Source organism: Halorubrum kocurii JCM 14978, assembly GCF_000337355.1.
Classification (GTDB): domain Archaea; phylum Halobacteriota; class Halobacteria; order Halobacteriales; family Haloferacaceae; genus Halorubrum; species Halorubrum kocurii.
Map to the genome: position 1 here is coordinate 1 of NZ_AOJH01000097.1, position 22,560 is coordinate 22,560.

The following is a 22,560-nucleotide window of genomic DNA, read 5'->3' on the forward strand; positions in this document are numbered from 1 at the left end:
GAGAGCGACGACGGGGACGAGGAGAGCGACGGCGGCGCGGGCGGAGAGAGCGACGACGGGGACGAGGAGAGCGACGGCGGCGCGGGCGGGGAGAACGGCGGCGCGGGCGGTCCCGAAGGCGGAGACGAGTCGGCGGCGGTGCTCGATCGGTCGGCGTTCGGACTCCACGGCCTCCACACCGGCGACGTGGGTCGGTTCGACGAGGACGGGTACCTCTACGTGCTCAACCGCCTCGACGACCGCATCGTCACCGGCGGGGAGAACGTCGAGCCCGGCGAGGTGGTCGACGTGCTTCGGGAGTTCCCGCCGGTCGAGGACGCCGCCATGGTCGGCCTCGACGACGACGTGTGGGGCGAGCGCGTCTCCGTGCTGCTCGCGGTCGGGGACCGGTTGCGGGACACAGGGACGACCGCGGCGGGAGCAGACGACAAAGGGACGGAGGGCGACGAAGTGACGGAGGGCGACGAGTCGGCGGCCGACGAGCGCGGGCGTGGGAACGCGGACGACGCGGAACCGGACAACGGAGACGCTGACCGAAGCGACTCGAACCGTGAGGACACGGAAGGGGACGAATCGGACGAGGGCGACGCGGTGCCGCTCGTTGACGAGAACCAGCTCGTCTCGTTCGCCAGAGACCGACTCGCGGGGTTCAAGATCCCGAAGACCGTCGCGTACGTCGACGAGCTCCCCCGAACCGTGTCTGGGACCGTCGACCGGGAGGCGGTGCGCCGGATCCTCCGCGAGCGCGGACACGACCCGCGGGGCGACGCCGACCTAGAGGCGGCCGGGTTCGAACCCGCTGAGCCGACCGAGCCGTCCGATGCGACCGAATCGGACGGAGCGGATGAGCCGGACGAAGCGGCCGAATCGGACGGAGCGGATGAGCCGGACGAAGCGGCCGAATCGGACGGAGCGGATGAGGAAGACGGTGGAGACGGACGCGGAAACGGTGAAGCCAGAGACGCGGACCGCGACGCCGTCGACGACGGCGAGGCCAACACCAACGACGACGGCGACACCGGCGAACCGATCGACGACGGTGACGACGCCGCGAGCGCACGGAGCGATTAAACTGGCCCGGCGTTCTTCGTTGTTCCACGAACGTTTTGACTGGGGAGACCACACCCATTGACATGGATCTGCTCGACGACAGCGTCGTTCCGGAGCACGCGAGGGACGTGAAACAGGAGGCCCGCGAGTTCGCCGACGAGTACATCGCCCCGAACGCCGAGGCGTACTACGACTCCGGCGAGTACCCGTGGGAGATACTGGAGGCGGGGATGGACGCCGGCCTCGTCGCCCAGGACATCGGCGAGGAGTACGGCGGAAAGGGGTACGACCTCGCGCAGGTGCTCGCGATGGCAGAGGAGTTCTACCGCGCCGACGCCGGCATCGCGCTCACGCTCCAGCTTGCGAGCTTCGGCGCCGAGATGGTCGAGCAGTACGGGACCGACGAGCAGAAGGAGGAGTACCTCCGGCCGGTCGCGGAGAACGATCAGATCTCCGGGCTGGCGGTCTCCGAGCCCGAGACTGGCTCCGACCTCGCGGGGATGACGACGACGGCCGAGAAGGTCGAAGGGGGTTACGAGCTCACCGGCGAGAAGTACTGGGTGGGCAACGCGGTCGAGGCCGACTGGCTCACGGTCTACGCCAAGACGGGAGACGGTGAGGACCGCTACTCCAACTACACGCTGTTCATCGTCGAGACCGACTCGGACGGCTACGAGGCGGAACACATCCCGGAGAAGATGGGGATGCGGGCGTCGAAGCAGGGCCACATCGTCTTCGAGGACTGCTTCGTGCCAGAGGAGAACGTCGTCGGCAGCGAGGGCGGCGGCTTCTACGTCCTCGCGGACTTCTTCAACCACGGCCGCGTCGTCGTCGGCGGCCACGGCCTCGGCCTCGCCGCCGCGGCCATCGAGGAGGCCGAGGAGTTCGTCCACGGGCGCAACGCCTTCGGCCGCACCGTCAACGAGTTCCAGGCGGTCCAACACACCCTCTCCGACATGCGGATCGGCTTCGAGTCTGCGCGCGCCCTCAACTGGCGGGCCTGCGAGAAGGTCGCGAACAACGAGGACGCGGGGTACTGGGCCGCGCTGGCGAAGACCAAGTCCACCGAGGTCGCCACCGACTGCGCCGAGAAGGGCATGAAGCTCCACGGCGGCCGCTCGATCCTCACCGACCGCCGGATCGCCCGCGTCTACCGCGACGTGCGCATCCCGGTGATCTACGAGGGCGCGAACGACATCCAGCGGAACCTGATCTATCGGCAGTCCCGGTAGACCGGCCGCGCAGTTCGATCGTTTTTATATCCGCCGCGACAGCGCCTCGAGCGCCGCGCCGCCGCCGGACGCGATGGGCTCGCCGTGGCCGACGCAGGCCACTTCGAACGGCGGGGCGCGCTCGGCGAGGTCTCGGATGCTGTCCAGCACGCAGTCCGTGTCGTAGCTGATGAGCCACTCCGAGGGGGCGAGTTCGCCGTCGGATTCCGAGACGAGGTCGCCGAGCAGCGCGACGCGCAGGTCCTCGCTCACGTACGCGACGTGGCCCGGCGTGTGACCGGGCGTGTGATACGCGGTGAACGAGCCCAGTCGCTCCCCGTCGGCGACCGCGTTGATCTCCAGGTCCGGGAGCGTCGTGAACAGCCCCCCGAGCCGCTGGAGCGCGCCCTTGTGATTTCGCCACGGGGGCGACCGCTCGCCCCGGAGGATCGCCGCGTCGAACGCGCCGGTATAAATAGTGGCGTCGAGCTCCGGCGTCAGCGCCGCCAGTGTCCCCACGTGGTCGAGATCGTAGTGGGTGAGCAGCACTCGACCGACGTCCGCGACGTCGACGCCGGCGTCGGCGAATCCCTCCCGGATCGACGCTTCGTCCCACGGCGTTCCCGCGTCGACCAGCGTCGGCACGTCGTCGTCGACGAGGTAGGCGCTGACGCCGCGCAGCTCGAACCGCCACACACCGTCCGCGAGTTCCGTCGCCATGAGACGCCGTAGCAACCGGCGGGCTTTGACGTTGGCGGCGGAGGCCCCGGAGACCGGCCCGCCCCTCGCTCGGCCGGCTTCGACGAAAACGCCAAGGCGCCGCGCCGACACGTCGGCGTATGCGACTCGAGGACTACTGGGGGATCGGCCCGAAGACGAGCGAGCGGCTCGCGGAGTCGCTCGGGACCGAACGGGCGATCGAGGCGATCGAGGCGGCCGACGTCCGGGCGCTCGTCGACGCCGGGCTCCACCGGGGCCGGGCGACGCGGATCCTCCGCCGCGCCAACGGCGAGGCCGGCATGGACGTCCTCGCGACGGGGGACACCCGATCGGTGTACGACGACCTCCTCGGGCTGGCGGCTGGGCACGCTCTGACCGCCCACGCCGCCGACCGGATCCGAGTGCTCACCCCGCTCACCGACCGGGACGCGGTCGAGTCTCGGCTCGACGACGTGGTCGCCGCCCGCGACGCGTGGGAGGGGCTCGGCGATGGCGACCGCGAGCGGGTGATCGAGGCGTTCGACGAGTACGACGCGGCCGGAGGGTCGGACCTGGCGGCCGTCGAGACGGCCGTCGCGCTGCGCGAGGCCGGGCTCACGGGCGCGCCCTTCGAACCCATCGGGGCGCTGGACGGCGACGCCCTGCGCGACGCCGCCGACGCACTCGCCGACGTGCGGGGCGCGATCGACCCGGCGGGGTCCGGGGGCGACGGGGACATCGAGGTCGCGCGCGGCGCCGACGACGAGCTCGATCGCCTGCGCGGTCAGCGCGACGCGGCGGCGGAGTTAGCGAACTCCGCGTTCGACGTGCTCGACGCGGTGCGAGACGGCTCCCTGCGCGACTTCGAGGCGCTGGAGGCGGCGACGATCGACCACGTCGCGCGCGAGACGGGCGTCGAGCCGGCCACGGTGCGCTCGGTCGCGCCGGACGACGCGCTCGACGCCGCGGACTTCGTCTCCGCCACGCTCCGCGATCTGGCGGCGGAACTGGAGGCGGCGGTCGCGGAGCGCGAGGCGACCGTCGCCGCCGACATCCGCGAGCGGATCGGCGGGATGCGGGACGCGACCGGGGGTGAGAGCGACGGTGACGACGACGCGGCGGAGGCGACCGGCACCGTCGCCGGCGCGGTCGCGGCCGTCTCCGACGCCGCGTTCCTGCTGTCGCTCGCGCGGTTCGCGGTCGCGTTCGACCTGACTCGGCCGACGCTCGTCGACGACGGGATCGCGGTCCGGAACGCCCGGAACCCGTTCATCGACGGCGAGGTCCAGCCGGTGTCGTACGCGATCGGATCGCACGCGCTCGCGGGCGAGCCCGGCGTCGCGAACGCCGAGTCGCCCCCCACGGGCGACCGCGTGAGCGTGCTCACGGGGGCGAACTCCGGCGGGAAGACCACGCTCTTGGAGACGCTGTGCGCGGTGGCGCTGCTGGCGTCGATGGGGCTCCCGGTGCCCGCCGAGGAGGCGGAGGTCGGCGCGTTCGACCGGATCGTGTTTCACCGGCGGCACGCCTCGTTCAACGCCGGCGTGCTGGAGTCGACGCTGAAGTCGGTCGTCCCGCCGTTGGTCGCTGACGGTCGGACGCTGATGCTCGTCGACGAGTTCGAGGCGATCACGGAGCCGGGGCGGGCGGCAGACCTCTTAAACGGGCTCGTCACGCTCACCGTGGACCGCGGGGCGCTCGGCGTGTACGTCACGCACCTCGCCGACGACCTCAGCCCGCTCCCGGACCCCGCTCGGATCGACGGCATCTTCGCCGAGGGGCTCACGAGCGACCTGGACCTCCGGGTCGACTACCAGCCGCGGTTCGGCACCGTCGGGAAGTCGACGCCGGAGTTCATCGTCTCGCGGCTGGTGGCGAACGCGACCGATCGCGGCGTGCGCGCCGGGTTCGAACACCTCGCCGGCGCGGTCGGCGAGGAGGCCGTCCAGCGAACGCTCTCGGACGCCGAGTGGTCGGCGAGCGATGACTGACGGCGACCCGCCGGCGACCGGGGCGCCCGGTCGGATCCGGTCGATCGCCGTCCACCGCGACGACGTAGCGACCGCGCTGGAGGCGTCTCTGCGGAGCGACCGCGAGGTCGTCCTCCGGGTGACCCCGCCTTTTTCCGGGCGGATGCGCGCCCGACTGCACAGCCTCGGTCCGGGAACGGTCTCGACGCCACCGGCGGGTGACAGAGCGGGGCCAGACGGGGGCGAGGCCGACCCCGCCCCGATCCACGTCGACCCGCGCGACCTCGTCTCGGACGTGCCCCCGTATCCGGAGGTCGACGAGACGACGGCCGAGCACTTGGACGCCGACATCGAGACCCGCCGCGAGCGACACGCCGAGGCCGTCGCCTCGTGGCGTGAGACGGTCCGGGAGTCGGTCGTCGGCGACGTCGAGCTCGGCGCCGGCGGTCGCGGGGGAGACGGAGAGACCGTCGAAGTCGACGTCGCCGTGCTCGGGTGACCGGTCTTCTCGGACGGGACCGGTCTTCTCGAACGGGACCGGTCTTCTCGGACGGGACCGGTCTTCTGAAAAAGGTGTTCTTGAACTGAGGAGCCGCCGCGCTACAGCCGAATCCGCTCAACCGCCGTGCCGGCGCCCGCGAAGTCGCCGAGGACCGCGTCGGCGTCGGTCACGTCCCGGTCCGCGTCGAGGTTCGCGGCGGCGACGACCACCGTCCTCGCGTCGAGTTCGGAGTCGAGGGTGAACTCGTACTCGCCGTCTTTCGGCGTCGCCAGCGCGGCCCCGTTGGGCGTGTAGATCGCGACCACGTCAGCGGTGGTCTTGCCGGCGACGACGACGTCGCCGTCGACGAGCGTGTCGAGCGCCGTCAGATCCGGCGCGTCCGAGCGGTCGCGCTCGACGTAGCGGTCGCGGACGACCGTCGGCGTCTCGACCGGTTCGCCCGCCTCGACGCCGTGTGCGAGCCGGATGAACCCGGCCATCGACCACGCGAGCGGCGTCGCCCCCCCGGTGCCTTCGCCGAACTCCCAGCCGTAATCGGTCGGGTGCTCGCGGTCCCACACCTGCTCGGGGAGCATCCGCCCGGAGTTCCCGAACCCGGCCATCGTCTCCAGGAGGGCGTCGGGTTCGAGCGCGTCCTCGTCGGTGCCGCCGAAGCCGTCGGGGCCGTCGGCGCGGGCGCGCAGCTCGTACTCGCCGCGCTCGCCGGTGAAGATCGGCCAGAGCCGGCCGCGTCCGTCGCCGGTCCCGGCCCACGGACCGCCGGGATCGCCGCGCGCGATCTCGCCGTACGCGTCGCCCACGTATCGGTACCACCCGGGGCCGTACGGGGTGTCGACGCGGATCGAGTCGTCGACGACCGACACGGAGTTGCGGACCGCGTCGTCGTCGGCGGGCTTCACGCCGAGCCGGACCAGTTCGAGGAAGCCGCCGTCGACGATCTCCCGCTCGTCGTAGGTGGGGCCGTCGTTGGCGATCGTCCGGGGGCGCCCGGACTCCGGGTCCCCGTCGGCCGTGACCCGCACGTAGTACGGCGTCTCGCTGTGTCGCTCGGTGCCGGTCGACGTGGCGCACCACTCCTCGACGCGGGCGGTCCAGTCGTCCGCGAGCGCGAGCCACGCGAGGGCGTCGGCCCGGAGCGAACCGGGGGACTCCTCGGCGGAGGCGTCGCCCGCCTCGATCCGGTCGGCCTCGGCGACCGCGAGCGCGGCGCCGCAGACGAGCCCGGCGATCTCGGCCGCGATGCTCGACGGCGAGAAGCCGGCCTCCTCCTCCCAGCGCTCCTGTGCCGTCTCCGGGCCGTTGGCCGCGATGTATCCGAGCGAGCGACGGACCTGATCGTAGGTGTAGTCGGCGTCCGCGGGCGACACCCCGTGCTCGTACAGCTGCCACGCCATCACCGACGGGAACGCGATGTTGTCCATCTGTTCGCCGCCCCACCGGGTGCGCCCGTCGATGTAGGTGTTCTGCGGGAGGAAGCCGTCGTCGTCCTGCTGAGTGTTGTACAGGTACGCGAGCGCGTCGGCGCCGCGCTCGACCTCGCCCACCTCGATGAGCGCGGTGAACACCTGATAGAGGTCTCGCGACCAGACGAAGTTGTAGCCGTAGCCGCGGTCCTCCGCGGCGTACTCAGTCTCGCCCCACGGCACCGACGGGCTGGCGATCCCCGCGCCGTCGTGCCGCTTGTCCTCCACGGCAGCGAGCGTCATCAGCGCGAACCGGTACTGGGTCTCTAGGTCCGCGTCGCCGGTCACCGACGCGGGGAACTCCCGGTCGGCGAGCCACGTGCGCCACGTCTCGACGTACGAGTCGGCGACGTCGACGTACCCGCGCGAGAGGGCGCTTTTCGCTTCGGCGAGCGCGGAGTCGGCGTCCGCCTCCTCGGCGAAGCCGAGCGCGAGCGTCTCCGAGACAGCCGTCCCGCTCCCGACGAGGCCGGCGAGCATGATGTTGCCGTTGGCCTCCGTTAGACCCGGGCCGCGCTCGCCGTCGCTAAACAGGCCCTCGGCCTCGTGACCGCCGGCCAGCAGCGTGCTCGCCCACTCGAACCGACTCTCGCTCGCGAGCGCGAGCGCGACCTCGAAGGAGTCGCCGTCGTCGTCGACGAGCTTGCCGGTGTGGCCGTCGGCCGCGTCGTCGTTGCGCGCGGTCAGGTGGTACCCGTCGGCGTCGGCCACGCGCTCGCCGCGGTCGTCGGTCCCGACGTTCGTGACCGTCGTGTCGACGAGGGCGTACACGTCGTACTCGCGGCCCCCTTCGAACTCGACGTCCGCGAGGATCGCGTCGCCGTCGGTGTCGACGGCGTACTCGACGGTGAGCGTCCACTCGTGGCCGTGGCCGTCGCCGGTCTCCCGGATCGTCTGCGTGTACGCCAGCGCGTCGTCGGCAGTCGGTTCCGTCGTCCGCTCCACCGTCTCCGTCGTGCTGACGTGGCTCGTCTCGTCGAACGTCCGGACGGTGTGGCCCGTCTCGGGGTCCGCGACGAGGAAGTCGAAGGTCCGGACGTTCATCACGTCGATCCGGGGGAACCGCGCCTCGGTGAGCGCCCCCTCCGTCAGGGTGAACCACACCGGAACAGGGTCCTCGCTCTGGTGGTCGGCCGGGGTACCGACGCCGAACTTCCGGCCGGTCGTCCAGTGCGGGGCCTCGTCCGGACCGGTCGGCGTGTCGTGCGGGACCGGGAGCGCGCCGTACTTCGCGAGCGTTACCGTGGCGTCGATGCGCAGCGCGTGCGACCAGCCGATCGGCGTCGCGCTGTCGAGGTCACCGTCGTCGAACACCTGCTCCGCGAAGAGCCCGGCGTCGTTGACGAAGGGGCCGTCGGGCTCGCAGAGCGCGTACAGCTGTCGGGCGGCGTCGAACAGTCGCGTCGCGTCACCGTCCCGCTCTCGGACGAGCCCGGCGAGCGAGGCGGCCGCCGTCGCGCCCCAAAGGGTCGAGATCGACCACACCTTCGCTGCACCCTGCTCGGCCGTGCGCCAGTCGTCGCCGATGAACCTGACGAGGCCTTCGACGTCCGCCGTCTCGCGGCGGAGCGCCTCGATCGAGTTCAGCACGTGGGTCCGTACGTGGTCGAGGAACGCCTCGAAGTCGGTCGCGGCGACCGTTGCGCCGGAGCCGTCCGTGACCGCGCCGTCGACTCCCTCGCGCTCGTCGCGCAGCGCGGCGTACTCGACGACCGCGCTCGCGAGCGCGAACGTGCTGGCGTCCGCGCGCTCGTCACGGCTCTCCTCGCTCGCGCGTTGCGGGAACCGCTCGGTGTCCGGGTTCCAGCGTTCGTCGAGGCCGGCGAGCGCGTCGTCGGCCGCCGCGGCCGCCGCGACGCGCGTCTCGTCGTCGACGGGCGCGCGGGCGACCGCGGCGAACGCCCGGAGATACGACGCCCCGGTGTGCGTGAACCGGCCGAGCGCGTTCTCCCAGCAGTTCTGGCACCGGCGGGGGAGCCCGTCGGCCTCGGTCGTCTCCCGGAGGAAGGCGACGGCGTCGGCTATCGTCGCGTCGATCCGCTCTCGCCACTCCTCCGGCAGGTCGGTCGTCCGGCGGAGCCGGGCGAGGAACGCGACCACGGCCGCCGGCTGGTCGAGCTGGTCGTTCGGCCCGGCGCTCCCGTTCTCGCCCTCGATGCGAGCGTTCGCCCAGCCGGGGGCGACCTTCCCGGAGTCCGCCCAGACGCGGTGCGGCCACGAGCCGTCGGCGTCCTGCGTGCGGCAGAAGAACGACGCGGTCGCCAGGAGCTCCTCGTCGGCGTCGAGGTCGAGCTCCTCGCTCGCGTTCAGAAGCGCCGTCGCGGTCTCCGCCTCGTCGCGGAACCAGGTGTAGCCGTACCCGCCAGAGGTGGAGTAGAAGGGGTCGAACTCGGGGGCCGCGATGCGCGCGCCGGACTCGGCGGTCAACAGGTCGAGCGCGCGGAGGTCGCTCGCGATCACGCCGCGCCGCGGGATGTCCTCCGGGACGGTCGGTCCGCGACCCGCGGCGGCCTCGCGGAGGTCGCTCGCGTCGGGGTAGGCGGTCGCGATCCGCGATATCTCCTCAATCCGGCGCCGGCGGTCCGGACCGTCAGAGAGCGCGTCCATCGCGTCGTCGCCCGTCTCTCGCGTCTCCCGCCGGTCGACGACCGCCCGGCTCGCCAGCGTCACCCGCTCGGTCCGGCCGTCGCGCTCGAACGGGGCGCGGACGACGACGTCGGGAGTGAGCCGCGAGTCCTCTCGCTGGTCGATCTCCCCGCGGTGGGGGAAGCCGTTCTCGTCCTCGCCGAGCAGCTCCGTGATCGTACGGAGCCGCTGGCCGTGCGCCGCGGAGAGGCCCGTCGAGGCCGTGAGGAAGTCGTGTTCGGTCCGGTGGTACACCTCGACGACGCTCCCGTCGTCCGGCCCGGCCTCCTTGTGGACCAGGTTGCCGACGCGCCCCTCGACCATGTCCGGGGAGAACGCGCAGGCGGCCACCAGCTCCGCGTCGGCCGGCGGCGCCCCGCGCAGCTCGACGTGCGTGAGGTGGGTGTCGCCCACGACTAGGTCGTACTGGTGGATCGTGTATCGCCCGGCGTCGTACTCGGTCTCGACGAGCGGAGTGTCGTCGTCGTAATGCTGACGCGTCGTCGTGAGCTCGTCGAACCAGCGGACGCCGCGTCCGGCCGTGATGCCCATCCGGAGCCGGTCGGCTCCCCCGACTCCCGACAGGGAGTACGAACAGTCGTGGACGCTACCGTCGGGCCCGACGTGGACCAGACGGCCGTCGTCGCCCGTGAACGCGCCGGCGGTCGTGGGACGCTCCGCCGGATAGCGCTCGCCGCGCCGACGTTCGTGCTCCGTGAGAGCGGTTCGCAGTCGCATAGTCGAAGTCCGATTCCCGAGTTAAAAGCCTTGACGAACGAGGCGACCGTTCGGGCCGACCGGGAATGATCGAAGAGCAATAACAAAGACCCCGGCCGTCGATGGTTGCCGCATGCATCATCCCGGACCCCCTCGGTTCCTCTCGACCGGTGAGACGACGCAGTTGGCACCGCGGGACCCCGACCCCGACGCGGAGTACCACTGGCGGGTCGCCGACGCGCCGCCGGACAGCGAGGCGACCGTCGGCGAGACGCCCGTCACGACGTTCACACCGGACGCTCCCGGCCGATACCGGCTCGGCCTCGACGCCCCCGACGGCGACCACTTGTTGACGGTTCGCGCGTTCGCGGCGAGCTACGATGGGGTCGACGTCGCCGGCGGTAGCGGGACAGCGATCCGCGACCGGGACGTCGGTCACGCCGAGATCGACTACGGCGCCGAGCGCGCCCGCGAGGGCGTCGGCCGCCCGCGGATCCGGCTCGACGCGACCGTCGAAGAGGGAGACGAAGGAGGCGAGAGCGCAGAGATCGTCGTTCGGGCGACGCCGACCCCGAATCCAGAGTCCGCCCTCGACGCGTCGGCGCTTGCGGTCACCTTCGTCGTCGACGACCGGGATGTCGAAGAGGCGGTCGCGGAGGGGCGACGGAACCCCCGAGACGTGCTTCAGACGGTCGACGACGGCCGCGCGCTTCGGATCCCGGCAGACGCCGTGCCGGACCGACTGCGCGTTCACGCCGTCGCGATCGCCCGCGAGCCGGGCCGCGAGCAGCGGGTGAGCGTCGCCGACGCGGTCGCCGTCGAGCGCACCGACCGCGGCGACCTCACGGGCGCGGACGAGGACGAGCCCACGGACCCGGCCCTGACGGCCCCGGCCGGCGCCGACGGCGCCGTCTTCGAGACCGTCCGACTCAACCAGCCGCCGGAGTGGACGACGGACGCGACCGTCTACGAGGTGTTCGTCCGAACGTTCGCCGACGCCGAGGAGGGCGAGTCGTTCTCGGCGATCGCGGACCGGATTCCGCGGATCGCCGCGCTCGGCGTCGACACGCTGTGGCTCACGCCGGTCCTCCAGCACGACGGGAAGCCCCACGGCTACAACATCGTCGACTTCTTCGACGTGGCCGAGGACCTCGGCGACCGCGACGACTACGAGGCGCTCGTCGAGACGGCGCACGACCACGGGATGCGGGTGCTGTTCGACTTCGTCGCCAACCACACTGCGCGCGACCACGAGTGGTTCCGGGACGCGTATCAGAACCCGGACTCCCCGTTCCGCGACCGGTTCGAGTGGCAGGAGTCCGGCGAGCCGGGGACGTACTTCGACTGGGAGCTGATCGCGAACCTGAACCACGCGAACCTCGACGTGCGTCGGTTCCTCCTCGACGTGGTCGACGAGTGGGCGCCGCTCGTCGACGGGTTCCGCTGCGACATGGCGTGGGCTGTCCCGGACTCGTTCTGGCGCGAGCTCCGCGACCGGGTGAAGGCGACGGACCGCGAGTTCCTGCTGATGGACGAGACGATCCCGTACATCCCCGACTTCCACGAGGGGATGTTCGACGTCCACTTCGACGCGACGCTGTACTTCCAGCTCCGACAGGTGGGCCGCGGCGCCGAGCCCGCCGCGTCGCTGCTGGACGCTATCGACCGGCGCGCGGAGATCGGCTTCCCGGACCACGCCGGCTTCCTCCAGTACATCGAGAACCACGACGAGACGCGCTACCGGGTCGAGTGCGGGGACGCCGCCGCGGCCGCCGCCGGCGCCGCGACGTTCACCTTGCCCGGCGTGCCGATGGTGTACGCCGGCCAGGAGATCGGCCAGCGCGGTCGCCGCGACGCGATCGCGTGGGAGCACGCCCGAGACGAGGTCCATGAGCGCTACGAGCGCCTGCTCGCGACCCGCGCCGACCACCCGGCGCTCGGCCCCGAGGGCGATCTCGAACGCGTCGACTACCACGTCGCCAGCGGCGACCTCTCCGAGCGGCCGATCGTCGCCAGCGGGAACATCCACCCCGACGACGTGGTGGCGTTCCGCAGGAGCGACGGCGAGGAGTCGCTGATCGTCGCCCTCAACTTCGCGCCGGAGACCGCGAGCGTCGCCGTCGAGGCCGATCACGACGAGACGGACCTCGTGACGGGCGAGCCGTGCGTCGTCGCGGACGGCAAGGGAACGGAGCGGATCCGGGTGGCTGACGTCGCCGTCGTCCGCGCGCGAGACCGATGATCGGGGCTGAGACGCCGAGCCGGCTCCGAGACCAGACCGACGCCCTCGTCGAGCGGTCCCGTCGCGACCGCGAGGCGGCCGACGACCGGTTCGGCGCCGCCCGAGCGATCGCCGAGCGGCTCGGCTCGCACCCGATCCGACCGGATGGGGCCGACCCCGCGACCGACCCGCCGGACGGGGTCGCGTTCGGCTTCTGGACCCCGGACCTGATCGAGCGAGGCGTCCCCCTAGACGACGTCCGGCTCGAGCTGTTCACGCCCGTTTCGGACGAGGGTGACGGGGCAAAGGAGACCGTCGACCCGGGCCACGACGGTCTACGGGACGTCGAGTTCCGCGTCGACCGGGTCCCCGTCGCGCGCGACGACGAGTTCCACTGGGTCGCCGTCGAGGGGATCCCGGTCGGGACCCGCGACCGGCTCGGCGCGCTGTATCAGCTGACCTACCGGACGCCGGGCGGCGACGACGAGTGGGAAACGGTCCGCGACCCGCTCGCCCACTCGGTCCCGTTCGGCGCGTTCGCCCCCGCGGAGGCGTACGACTGGCCGCGTCTCGACGCCACTCGGGACGACCGCGACCACTTCGCCTCGTTCGGCGGTGACGACGAGGCGCTCCCGACGACCGAGGACGACGGCCTCCCGCGAGTCGACCCCGCGACGAGCATGCTGGAGATCCATCCCGGCACGTCGACCGAGCGGGGGTCGCTCAGAGCGCTCGCAGAGCGGTTCGGGGCGATCGGCGAGAAGCTCCGCAACGACGAGCCGCTCGCGCCCCACGAACGGAACTACGCCGGCTACGACGCGGTCCAGCTGATGCCGGTCGAGCCGCTCACGCAGGCGTACGGCCGGCAGTGGTACTGGCGGCCCGGCGGGGTCGACAGCGAGACGCCGGACGGGGCCCTCGACCGCGAACGCGACGTGGAACGCGTGACCGTCGGCGTCGAGCGGCCGGACCAGACGAACTGGGGGTACGACGTCGTCGTGAGCGCCTTTTCGGCCGCGAACCCCGCGATACTGGAGACGGGGCGGCCCGACGAGTTGGTCGACTTCATCGCCGCCTGCCACGCGATGCCGGACCCCGTCCGGGTCGTCTTCGACGTCGCGCTCGGGCACGCGGACGAGGGCGCCGCGGGGCTGCTCCCGGACCCCTTCTTCGAGGGGCCGGGGATGTACGGGCTCCACCTGGACTACCGCCAGCCCGTCGTTCGGGCGGTCCTCCTCGAACTGCAGCGTCGGAAGGCGAACTTCGGGGCGGACGGGATCCGGATCGACGGGGCGCAGGACTTCACGTACCACGACGAGGAGACCGGCGAACAGGTCCACGACGACGCGTTCCTCGCCGAGATGGACCGGGTGACACACGAGGTCGCCGGGAGCGAGTACCGACCGTGGATGATCTACGAGGACGGGCGACCGTGGCCCCGGGAGGACTGGGAGCTCGCGTCGACGTACCGGACGCTGATCGACCAGCATCCACACGCGTTCCAGTGGTCGCCCGTGACGTTCGCGCACAACAAGCCCGCGCTCCTGACGTTCTGGGCGACGAAGTGGTGGCGGATGCGCGAGGTCGGCGAGATGGGGAGTCAGTGGATCACCGGCGTCGCGAACCACGACACGCTGCGCCGCGGGTCGCAGGTCGAGGTGACCGACGACTGGGGCGGGGCGCTGATCAACCCGTACCTCGCCGACTCGCCGCCCGAGACGATCCGCGAGGCGTACGACAGCCCCGCGGCGCTCGTCTGGTTCCACGTCGCGATGCCGGGCGTCCCGATGGACTTCCTGCACGCGAACTACCGCGCGCCCTGGGGGTTCGTCCGGGACACCGACCCGACGTGGAACGTGAAGGTCGTCGCCGAGGAGGCGCCGTGGATCGACTGGCACGTCCCGGAGGGGTCGTTCGCCGACGGCGACGCGTTCCCGCGGCTGAAAGAGCTCGGGTTCGAGACGCGCTCGGAGCTCAAGGGGTTCGTCACGACCCTCGCGGCCCTCGTCGACGCGACCGACTACGACCTCGACCTGATCGCGGAGCTACTATCCGTGCAGGGGACGCCGCTGTCGACCGGCGGCGCGACCGCCGACGGCGACGTCGCGGCAGCCGACCTCCGGGAGATCTCCTTCGCGTGGAGCGCCGACGTGGCGGAGTACCTCGTCTTGGACCGGTGGGAGGACGAGCAGGGCGACGCGCGCACCGCCTTCGACCGTCGCGTCCGCGAGTTCCGGCAGGCGCGGCCGTGGCTCCGAGCCGACGTCGACGAGGCGCGCGGCGAGGCGTTCGGCTACCGGCACCCGACCGAGGGGACCGTGGTGTATCAGGCGCTCAGGCGCGACCCCGACGGGGGTGAGGCGCTGCTGGTCGCCTGCAACGTCGAGGGGACGCCCGTGGAGGCGTCACCGGCCGGCGTCCTCGACGACCTCGGAGTCGAGAGCGATCGGCCCGAGGCGACCGACTGGACCGTCGCGCTCGCGGGACCCGACACGGACGCCGAAGTCGGCGACGACGCCGGGCCCGTCAGGTTGGAGACCGCGGACGCGGTCGTGTGGCGCGCGGGGCCCGGCGACGACTGAGCCGGGCGCGCGGACGCGACGCTCGAGATGTCGCACGGACGCAACGCTTGAGTCGGTGGGGGTTGCAGGTTGACGCATGCGACTCGATCGCTCCGGCGGCGTGTTCTGTCACGTCACCTCGCTCCCGGGGAGACACGGCATCGGCGACCTTGGCGACGGCGCGGAAGAGTTCCTCTCGTTTCTCGGCGACGCCGACGTCGGCCACTGGCAGGTCTGTCCGCTCGGGCCGACGATGGACGCGGCCGGGGAGTCACCGTACCAGTCTCCCTCCGCGTTCGCCGGCAACCCCCTCCTGATCGACCTGGACGGGCTCGTCGACGACGGGTGGCTCGACGAGTCGGACCTCGAACCCGTCCCCGACTTCCCGGACGACCGGGTCGACTACGAGGCGGTCCGCGAGTACAAACAGCCGCTGTTGCGGACCGCGTTCGAGCGGTTCGACGAGGCCGGGGCGGGCGAGGCGGCGCCCGAGTTCGACGCCTTCCGCGAGCGCGAGCCGTGGCTCGACGACTACGCGCTGTTCAGGGCCGTCTCGGACGCGAGAGACGAGGACACGTGGGTCGACTGGCCCGACCCGCTCCGGACGCGGGAGCCAGAAGCGCTCGCCGCGGCCCGCGAGCGACACGCGACGGAGGTCCGGTTTCGGGAGTTCGTTCAGTGGACCTTCGACCGGCAGTGGCGCGAGCTCCGGGCGGTCGCGGACGACGAGGGCGTGTCGATCGTCGGGGACGTCCCCATCTACGTCGCGCTCGACTCCGCAGACGTGTGGGCGAACCCCGAGGCGTTCCGGCTCGACGACGAGAACCGCCCCGCGGCCGTGGCGGGGGTCCCGCCGAACGCCGGCGACAGCGGCCAGCGCTGGGGGAACCCCGTCTACGACTGGGAGCGGCTCGCCGAGCGAGAGTACGACTGGTGGATCGCCCGGTTCCGACGGCTGTTCGACCTCGCCGACGTGGCGCGGCTCGACCACTTCCTCGGGTTCGTGAAGTACTGGGCGATCCCGGCCGACCGCGACGACCCGGCCGCCGGCGAGTGGGCCGAGGGCCCGGGACGCGACCTGTTCGAGACCGTCGAGCGCGAGCTTGGGCAGGCGCCGTTCATCGCCGAGGACCTCGGGTTCGAAGAGCCGGCGATGGACGAGCTGATGGCGGAGTTCGGCTTCCCCGGGATGCGCGTACCGCAGTACGCCGACTGGTGCGCGGAGGGCAACGAGTACCAGCCGATGCACTACCCCGAGGGGGTCGTCGGCTACACCTCGACCCACGACACGAACACGTGGGTCGGCTACTTCGAGAACCTCCCGGAGCGCCAGCGCGACTGCTTCCGGTACAACGTCGGCGCCGAGGGCGACCGCCCGACCGAGTGGGAGATCATCGACGAGGTGTGGGCCTCGGAGGCCGTGCTGGCGATGACGACGGTACAGGACCTGCTCGGTCTCGGGAGCGAGTCGCGGTTCAACGAGCCGGGCACCCTCGACGGCAACTGGGAGTGGCGCGTCCGGCGCGAGGCCCTCGACGACGCGATCGCGGACCGGCTGTGGGAGCTCGCCGGGCGGCACATCAGGTAGGTCGATGCTCGGGGGGATCCTCCCGGACGCCCCTGTCGTTCACGTCGCGGTGATCGCCGTCGCGACCGGCGCCATCTGGGTCGGTAGCGGCTGGTTAGAGGAAGCCGCAGAGACGCTCTCGGGGTACTACGGGCTACCGGCAGTCGTCCAGGGGTCGATCGTCGTCGCCGTCGGGTCGAGCTTCCCGGAGTTCGCGAGCGTGGTCGTCACCGCGGCCACCGGCGTCTTCGACATGGGCGTGGGCGCGCTCGTCGGATCCGCCATCTTCAACGTCCTCGTCATCCCCGGACTCTCCGGGTTCGGGGCGGCCGGCGACCTCGAGTCCAGCCGGGCGATCGTGTACAAGGAGGCGCAGTTCTACATGATCGCGGTGTCGGCGCTGGTCGTCACCTTCTCGCTCGCGGTCATCTACTACCCCGTCTCGTCGGACCCGATCGTGGGGGAGCTGACCCGGCCCGTCGCGGCGATCCCGCTCGCGCTGTACGGGCTCTACCTGTTCATCCAGTACCAAGACGTCGACGACGCGGCGATCGATCGAATCCGGGAGGGCGTCGAGATCCGGCGCGAGTGGGGGAAGCTCGCGGCCGGGCTGCTCGTCATCGGCGTCGCCGTCAAGCGGCTGGTCGGGTCGGTCGAGTCGCTCGGGTCGACGTTCGGGATCCCGGAGTTCCTCGCCGGCATCACGATCGTCGCGGCGGCGACGAGCCTCCCGGACGCGCTCGTGAGCGTCCGGACGGCCCGCGAGGGACGGGGCGGAACGAGCCTGGGGAACGTGCTAGGGTCGAACACGTTCGACCTGCTCGTTGCCATCCCGGTCGGCGTGTTGATCGTCGGGAGCGTCGACGTGAACTTCTCGACCGCCGTCCCGATGCTCGGCGTCCTCACCGTCGCGACCGTGCTGCTGTTCGCGACGCTCCGGACGGACCTGTCGCTCACCGAGCGGGAGTCGTCGGTCCTGCTGATCGCGTACCTCCTGTTTATCGCGTGGGTGGTCGCCGAGACGATCGGGGCGACGACGGTTCTGAAAGGTGTTTAAAAGACTCGTCGCCGTCGGTCGGGATTATTTAAATGCCATCTCGATACCACCTCGATACTATTCCCAATATTACCTCGATACCACCTCAATACTATTCCCAATATTACCTCGATACCACCTCAATACCGACGACCTGCTACGTCTGCTCTCGCTATCGATCAGACGGCGGACTCCGCAAGGGACTGTTTCAGGCCGCGTCGCACCGGAGGACGGAACGTCGACTGAATCGCGTTTCAGTACTGGTTCCGGCCGATGATCAGGTACAACACCAGCCCCAGAAGCGGTGCGAGGAAGGCGACGATCGCCCACAGGAACGCGGGTTGATCGCTCCGCTGTTGCGCGTCGGAGTAGATCCAGACGATGATTGCGAGCTGTACGAGCAGCATCAGGAGGCCGAACAGGAGGACGAGCACGCCGGCTCCGCCTCCCTGAAGTATCGGGGACATCATGCCCGACGACTCGGAGGAAAGGCAAGTGTCTTTGGTTAGTTAGGGCGCCTCGCGCGACCCGACCACGAACCGTTTTGAGGCGTCGACCCCCGATCCGGGCATGGACCTACCAGTCGACGCCGAGCGGCTCCGCGCGGACCTGGAGGCCAACGCGGCGTTCGGGCGGGTGAGGTACGACGACCCCGAGAAGCTCGGCCGGACGAATCGGACAGGGAGCGAGGCGAACCGGGCGGCGCGGGATCGACTGGTCGAGCGGCTCGCGGACGCCGGCCTCGACGTCGCCGTCGACGCGGTCGGCAACCTCGTCGGGACGTGGGCCCCGGATTCCGCGGATCCGGACGCGGCACCCGTCGCGAGCGGGAGCCACCTCGACAGCGTCCCCGAGGGCGGGATCTTCGACGGGCCGCTCGGGGTGTACGCGGCGCTCGAGGCGGTGCGCGCGATGCAGGACGCGGGCGTCGAGCCGGCGCGGCCGGTCGCCGTCGCGAGCTTCACCGAGGAGGAGGGCGCGACGTTCGGCGACGGGCTGCTCGGATCGGCCGTCGCGACCGGCGTTACCGACTCCGACGAGGCGCTCGCGCTCGAAAACGACGCTGGGGAGACGCTGGGGGAGGCCTTGGAGCGGATCGGCTACCGCGGCGGCGACCGGATCGACCCGTCATCGTGGGCGGCGTTCTACGAGCTTCACGTCGAGCAGGACACCGTGTTGGAGGAGGCGGGCGCCGACGCCGGCGTCGTGACAACGATCACCGGAATCACCCACTGCGAGGCGACGATCGCGGGCGAGGCGAACCACGCGGGCGCGACGGCGATGGAGGACCGGACCGACGCGCTCGCGGCCGCGAGCGAGTTCGTGCTCGACGTGGAGGCCGCCGCGAACGAGGTAGTCGACGAATCGAGCGACTCAGCGGTCGGGACGGTGGGCTCGCTGTCCGTCTCGCCGAACGCGACCAACGTCGTTCCCGGGCGCGTGGAGGCCGGCGTTGACGTGCGGGACGTGACCGCGGAGTCGATGGAGACGATCGTCGCCGCCGCGCGCGACTCGCTCGCCAGGCTGGAGCGCGAGCGCGGCGTCGAGGCGACGTTCGAACGACCCTTCGACGTGGCCCCGACCCCGATGAGCGACCGACTCCGCGACGCGGCGCACGCCGCGGCCGAGGCGGCGGGGGTGACCGCGGTCGACCTCCACTCCGGCGCCGCGCACGACGCGATGCGAGTGGCGGCGGTGACCGACTCGTCGCTGCTGTTCGCCCCCTCTCGCGACGGGATCTCGCACAGCCCGCGCGAGTGGACCGACTGGGCGGACTGCGCCGCGGCGACCGAAGTCCTCGCGGGCGCGGTGGCGCGGGCTGCGACCGAGTAGCCCGACCGGGCGAGGAGCGCGGCCTCTCGCGAGTCGCTCGCCGAGACGCCGGTGGAGCAGGAAGCACCCGATCGGCCGACGTGAGGAACCGACCGTCCGAACGGAGCCTCGGCCGGGTCACCGAGCACTCGGACCGAGCGGCGTTCCCGGTGAGCCGGAGTCGGTAACGGGCCGCGAGTTCCGTCCGGGATCGCCTCCGGGAGCGGTGGAGTTAGGTGGCGCGCCGACGATCAAAACACGATGGAAGCGGCACTCTGGTACGTGCTAACCGGAACGCGGGGGGGATCCAACCGCGTCCGGCTGTTGCGGGCGCTCGACGACCGCCCGCGAAACGCGAACCAGCTCGCCGAGGACCTCGATCTGGACTACAAAACCGTCCGACACCACCTCGACGTTCTGATGGACAACGACGTCGTCCAGCGCAGTGGCGACGAGTACGGCGCCGTCTACCTACCGACACCCCGGGCGCGCCAGCACTGGGACACCATCGAAACGATCATCGATCAGACAGACGCCGATTGACGGGGCGAACGGAGGGATCCGGCTCCGTGGCGCCCGAACCGTATTGGGAACGAATTTGGGAAAGCGGTTATATCCCCCCGCCGATAGCAGGAGTACGATGAGTCTCTGGTTCGACGTAGCGCGGATCTCGGCGGGGGTGAACGTCGCCCTGCTTCTCGCGCTCGTCTGGGTGTGGGGGCGGAACTACGCGCAGTTCCGCTCGAAACACGCCCTCGGACTCGCGATGTTCGGGGTCTTTCTGCTCGGAGAGAACGCGTTCGCGCTGTACATTTACCTTGTCGACCCGACGCTGTCCGCGTGGTTCGCCTCCGAGGCGGTCCCGCCGATCGCGTGGCGCGGCATGATGGCGCTGCACGTGCTCCAGACCGCCGGCCTCCTCTTTCTCGTGTGGATCACGTGGGACTGACTGGTAGTCGGACCCGTATCGGCGTCGCCGCGTCGACGCCGCTCGTTCCGCGACACCGAACCGTTCTCCGGAACCGGCGGCGGTGCGGGCCGACGTATACGTCATGATTTATATATTTCCAGGTGACGCCTGACGCCGCTTCGACGGAGCGGTGCGAGACCCTCTGGTCGCCACACGCGCGAATACCGGGGTCGCGGGCGCGTTCACTTCTCATCAGTGAGATACTGAGAGATAGATTTATATACCCTCAACACTTACTAAGGGTTAACGAATCGGCGAGCCCGGCGCCAGTATTTTTGTCGGGAGTTCGATCGGTGAGAACACCATGACTGAGACACACATACGCGGGTACGACGGCGAAACGGAGCGGGACCGAACCACGGAGGCGACCGAGTCGACCACGGACGAGACGGAGTCGGCGAGCGAGCGGACCACCACTTGCCCGGAGTGTGAGGGGAACCTCATCAGCGACACGGAGCACGGCGAGACCGTCTGTACCGACTGCGGGCTCGTCGTCGAGCAGGACGGAATCGACCGCGGGCCGGAGTGGCGCGCGTTCGACTCCAGCGAGCGCGACAGCAAGTCCCGCGTGGGCGCCCCGACGACGAACATGATGCACGACAAGGGGCTCTCGACGAACATCGGCTGGCAGGACAAAGACGCCTACNGAACATGATGCACGACAAGGGGCTCTCGACGAACATCGGCTGGCAGGACAAAGACGCCTACGGCAAGTCGCTGTCCACCCGCCAGCGCCAGCGGATGCAACGGCTCCGCACCTGGAACGAGCGGTTCCGGACCCGCGACTCGAAAGACCGAAACCTCAAGCAGGCGCTCGGCGAGATCGACCGGATGGCCTCGGCGCTCGGGCTCCCGGACAACGTCCGCGAGACCGCCTCCGTTATCTACCGCCGCGCGCTGAGCGAGAACCTGCTCCCCGGCCGCTCCATCGAGGGCGTCGCGACCGCGGCGCTGTACGCCGCCGCCCGGCAGGCCGGAAACCCCCGGAGCCTCGACGAGTTCACCGCCGTGTCCCGAGTCGACAAGATGGAGCTCACTCGGACGTACCGGTACGTGATCCGGGAGCTCAAACTGGAGATCCAGCCCGCCGACCCCGGGAGCTACGTGCCTCGGTTCGTCTCGCGGCTCGATCTCTCGGAGGAGACGCAGCGTCTCGCGCGCGATCTCCTCGACGGTGCCAAACAGGCCGGGATCACCAGCGGCAAGTCGCCGGTCGGTCTCGCCGCCTCCGCGGTGTACGCGGCCGCGCTCCTCTCGAACGAGAAGGTGACGCAGAGTCAGGTGTCCGCGGTCGCCGACATCTCCGAGGTCACCATCCGGAACCGGTACAAAGAGCTCCTCAACGCGAGTGAGGGATTAACCGCCTGATCCGTCGCAACCGAGGCGTCTCACCGGTTCTGTTGTGCGTGAGAGGGCAGTCCCAATCGCCACGTACGTTTTTAACCCGGCCACGTGTAAGGTCGCTCCATGGTGGATGCGTTCGTCAGACTCGTCTGTCCGGAGTGCACCAAGGAGTGGCAGGACAACCCCGCGGACCTGCAGAGCCTCCGTTCGAACTTCAGTTGTCCCGACTGTCACGCGACGCGGCGATTGACGGAGTTCATGCGGACCGAGCGTGACCTCGAGGCTGTTAAGCAGTTCCAGTAGCTCACGGGCGGTTCGTTCAGTCGTCGGTCGAGCGCTGACGACGGCGTCGCGATCGGGAAGGCCCCCGAACGAACCGTTTCGACGTGCGGAGTTTTTTACCGTTCGCCGGTCGGCGGACTACCGGCGACTCCGAGAACCTTCCCGATCGATAACGCGAAAAGACGCGTCTCTGCCTCCGAAACGCGGAAACCGAGAGAAATCATGATAACGTGGCTCAGGATAATAATATAAACCTCCGGTAGCAAAGGACTGGTACTCATGAAGAAGCAGGAGCTCATCCACCTTCACGGCCTCCTCGCCGAAGTACGAAAACAGTGCGAATTCTGGGACGAAGACATTGACCTCGACGCGTATGAGGAACTCGGCGTCAAACCGACATCGATTCATAAATCGAAGACCGACCACAAAGCCGCTGTTTTCAAGCTGACCGAAGGAATCACCGAGCCGATGGACGAGTCCGAGTCGGAGCCGCTGGCCCCGACCGCAGACTGAATCTTCCTCGCCGCCTG

Annotated in this window: 15 protein-coding genes and 2 pseudogenes; 14 read left to right on the top strand and 3 right to left on the bottom strand. The window is 70.5% G+C overall.

Features of this window, described 5'->3' with window-relative positions:
* Both C468_RS18200 and C468_RS15405 read left to right on the top strand, forming a co-directional pair.
* A pseudogene (locus C468_RS18200) lies at positions 1 to 1,071 on the top strand (AMP-binding protein); the annotation flags it as partial.
* A 62-nt stretch (positions 1,072 to 1,133) separates the two neighbouring features.
* A complete protein-coding gene (locus tag C468_RS15405) occupies positions 1,134 to 2,282 on the top strand; it encodes an acyl-CoA dehydrogenase family protein (RefSeq protein ID WP_008849832.1) in 1,149 nt (382 codons plus the stop codon).
* A 24-nt stretch (positions 2,283 to 2,306) separates the two neighbouring features.
* Here the strand turns inward: C468_RS15405 and C468_RS15410 are convergent, their stop codons facing one another.
* Positions 2,307 to 2,981, bottom strand: a complete 675-nt coding sequence (locus C468_RS15410) for an MBL fold metallo-hydrolase (protein ID WP_008849833.1) — start codon at positions 2,979 to 2,981, stop codon at positions 2,307 to 2,309.
* Positions 2,982 to 3,100: 119 nt separating this feature from the next.
* Here C468_RS15410 and C468_RS15415 point away from each other — a divergent pair, with 119 nt between their 5' ends.
* Positions 3,101 to 4,951 (top strand): MutS-related protein, encoded by a 1,851-nt coding sequence (locus C468_RS15415; protein ID WP_008849834.1) that lies wholly within the window; start codon positions 3,101 to 3,103, stop codon positions 4,949 to 4,951.
* On the top strand, positions 4,944 to 5,429 hold the full coding sequence (locus C468_RS15420) for a hypothetical protein (RefSeq protein ID WP_008849835.1): 486 nt from the start codon (positions 4,944 to 4,946) through the stop codon (positions 5,427 to 5,429). The genes C468_RS15415 and C468_RS15420 overlap by 8 nt, the downstream gene beginning before the upstream one ends.
* Before the next feature lie 101 nt (positions 5,430 to 5,530).
* On the opposite strand, the gene C468_RS15425 is transcribed toward C468_RS15420, so the two are convergent.
* Positions 5,531 to 10,258 carry a glycoside hydrolase family 15 protein gene (locus C468_RS15425; protein ID WP_008849836.1) on the bottom strand — a complete coding sequence of 1,576 codons (4,728 nt, stop codon included), beginning with the start codon at positions 10,256 to 10,258 and terminating at the stop codon, positions 5,531 to 5,533.
* 112 nt (positions 10,259 to 10,370) lie between these two features.
* Between C468_RS15425 and malA the strand changes: the two genes are divergently transcribed.
* The 4 genes from malA to C468_RS15445 all read left to right on the top strand — a co-directional run bounded on the left by malA (position 10,371) and on the right by C468_RS15445 (position 17,643).
* A complete protein-coding gene (gene malA / locus C468_RS15430) occupies positions 10,371 to 12,479 on the top strand; it encodes an alpha-amylase MalA (protein ID WP_008849837.1) in 2,109 nt (702 codons plus the stop codon).
* On the top strand, positions 12,476 to 15,040 hold the full coding sequence (gghA, locus tag C468_RS15435) for a glucosylglycerol hydrolase (RefSeq protein WP_008849838.1): 2,565 nt from the start codon (positions 12,476 to 12,478) through the stop codon (positions 15,038 to 15,040). Before malA ends, gghA begins: the two co-directional genes overlap by 4 nt.
* 76 nt (positions 15,041 to 15,116) lie before the next feature.
* Positions 15,117 to 16,607, top strand: a complete 1,491-nt coding sequence (gene malQ / locus C468_RS15440) for a 4-alpha-glucanotransferase (protein ID WP_008849839.1) — start codon at positions 15,117 to 15,119, stop codon at positions 16,605 to 16,607.
* 4 nt (positions 16,608 to 16,611) lie between these two features.
* Positions 16,612 to 17,643, top strand: a complete 1,032-nt coding sequence (locus tag C468_RS15445) for a sodium:calcium antiporter (RefSeq protein ID WP_008849840.1) — start codon at positions 16,612 to 16,614, stop codon at positions 17,641 to 17,643.
* Positions 17,644 to 17,876: 233 nt separating this feature from the next.
* Here C468_RS15445 and C468_RS15450 read toward each other — a convergent pair whose 3' ends face one another.
* Positions 17,877 to 18,089 carry a PLDc N-terminal domain-containing protein gene (locus C468_RS15450; RefSeq protein WP_049912276.1) on the bottom strand — a complete coding sequence of 71 codons (213 nt, stop codon included), beginning with the start codon at positions 18,087 to 18,089 and terminating at the stop codon, positions 17,877 to 17,879.
* A 103-nt stretch (positions 18,090 to 18,192) separates the two neighbouring features.
* On the opposite strand from C468_RS15450, the gene C468_RS15455 reads away from it, so the two are divergent.
* The 6 genes and pseudogenes from C468_RS15455 (at position 18,193) to C468_RS15485 (ending at position 22,543) form a co-directional block, all read left to right on the top strand.
* Positions 18,193 to 19,455 carry a Zn-dependent hydrolase gene (locus C468_RS15455; RefSeq protein ID WP_008849842.1) on the top strand — a complete coding sequence of 421 codons (1,263 nt, stop codon included), beginning with the start codon at positions 18,193 to 18,195 and terminating at the stop codon, positions 19,453 to 19,455.
* 240 nt (positions 19,456 to 19,695) lie between these two features.
* Positions 19,696 to 19,977, top strand: a complete 282-nt coding sequence (locus C468_RS15460) for a winged helix-turn-helix domain-containing protein (protein ID WP_008849843.1) — start codon at positions 19,696 to 19,698, stop codon at positions 19,975 to 19,977.
* Positions 19,978 to 20,074: 97 nt separating this feature from the next.
* On the top strand, positions 20,075 to 20,383 hold the full coding sequence (locus C468_RS15465) for a hypothetical protein (protein WP_008849844.1): 309 nt from the start codon (positions 20,075 to 20,077) through the stop codon (positions 20,381 to 20,383).
* Positions 20,384 to 20,708: 325 nt separating this feature from the next.
* Positions 20,709 to 21,772 (top strand): annotated as a pseudogene (locus tag C468_RS15475) (transcription initiation factor IIB).
* Positions 21,773 to 21,871: 99 nt separating this feature from the next.
* On the top strand, positions 21,872 to 22,051 hold the full coding sequence (locus tag C468_RS15480) for a DUF7836 family putative zinc-binding protein (RefSeq protein WP_008849847.1): 180 nt from the start codon (positions 21,872 to 21,874) through the stop codon (positions 22,049 to 22,051).
* A 258-nt stretch (positions 22,052 to 22,309) separates the two neighbouring features.
* Positions 22,310 to 22,543 carry a UPF0058 family protein gene (locus C468_RS15485; RefSeq protein ID WP_008849848.1) on the top strand — a complete coding sequence of 78 codons (234 nt, stop codon included), beginning with the start codon at positions 22,310 to 22,312 and terminating at the stop codon, positions 22,541 to 22,543.
* The last annotated feature ends 17 nt before the right edge of the window (positions 22,544 to 22,560 follow it).

What these genes read in the sequence shown, in the direction of transcription:
- C468_RS15405 (WP_008849832.1), top strand. Translation starts at nt 1,134, where the DNA reads ATGGATCTGCTCGACGACAGCGTCGTTCCGGAGCACGCGAGGGACGTG.
- C468_RS15410 (WP_008849833.1), bottom strand. Translation starts at nt 2,981, where the DNA reads ATGGCGACGGAACTCGCGGACGGTGTGTGGCGGTTCGAGCTGCGCGGC.
- C468_RS15415 (WP_008849834.1), top strand. Translation starts at nt 3,101, where the DNA reads ATGCGACTCGAGGACTACTGGGGGATCGGCCCGAAGACGAGCGAGCGG.
- C468_RS15420 (WP_008849835.1), top strand. Translation starts at nt 4,944, where the DNA reads ATGACTGACGGCGACCCGCCGGCGACCGGGGCGCCCGGTCGGATCCGG.
- C468_RS15425 (WP_008849836.1), bottom strand. Translation starts at nt 10,258, where the DNA reads ATGCGACTGCGAACCGCTCTCACGGAGCACGAACGTCGGCGCGGCGAG.
- malA (WP_008849837.1), top strand. Translation starts at nt 10,371, where the DNA reads ATGCATCATCCCGGACCCCCTCGGTTCCTCTCGACCGGTGAGACGACG.
- gghA (WP_008849838.1), top strand. Translation starts at nt 12,476, where the DNA reads ATGATCGGGGCTGAGACGCCGAGCCGGCTCCGAGACCAGACCGACGCC.
- malQ (WP_008849839.1), top strand. Translation starts at nt 15,117, where the DNA reads ATGCGACTCGATCGCTCCGGCGGCGTGTTCTGTCACGTCACCTCGCTC.
- C468_RS15445 (WP_008849840.1), top strand. Translation starts at nt 16,612, where the DNA reads ATGCTCGGGGGGATCCTCCCGGACGCCCCTGTCGTTCACGTCGCGGTG.
- C468_RS15450 (WP_049912276.1), bottom strand. Translation starts at nt 18,089, where the DNA reads ATGTCCCCGATACTTCAGGGAGGCGGAGCCGGCGTGCTCGTCCTCCTG.
- C468_RS15455 (WP_008849842.1), top strand. Translation starts at nt 18,193, where the DNA reads ATGGACCTACCAGTCGACGCCGAGCGGCTCCGCGCGGACCTGGAGGCC.
- C468_RS15460 (WP_008849843.1), top strand. Translation starts at nt 19,696, where the DNA reads ATGGAAGCGGCACTCTGGTACGTGCTAACCGGAACGCGGGGGGGATCC.
- C468_RS15465 (WP_008849844.1), top strand. Translation starts at nt 20,075, where the DNA reads ATGAGTCTCTGGTTCGACGTAGCGCGGATCTCGGCGGGGGTGAACGTC.
- C468_RS15480 (WP_008849847.1), top strand. Translation starts at nt 21,872, where the DNA reads ATGGTGGATGCGTTCGTCAGACTCGTCTGTCCGGAGTGCACCAAGGAG.
- C468_RS15485 (WP_008849848.1), top strand. Translation starts at nt 22,310, where the DNA reads ATGAAGAAGCAGGAGCTCATCCACCTTCACGGCCTCCTCGCCGAAGTA.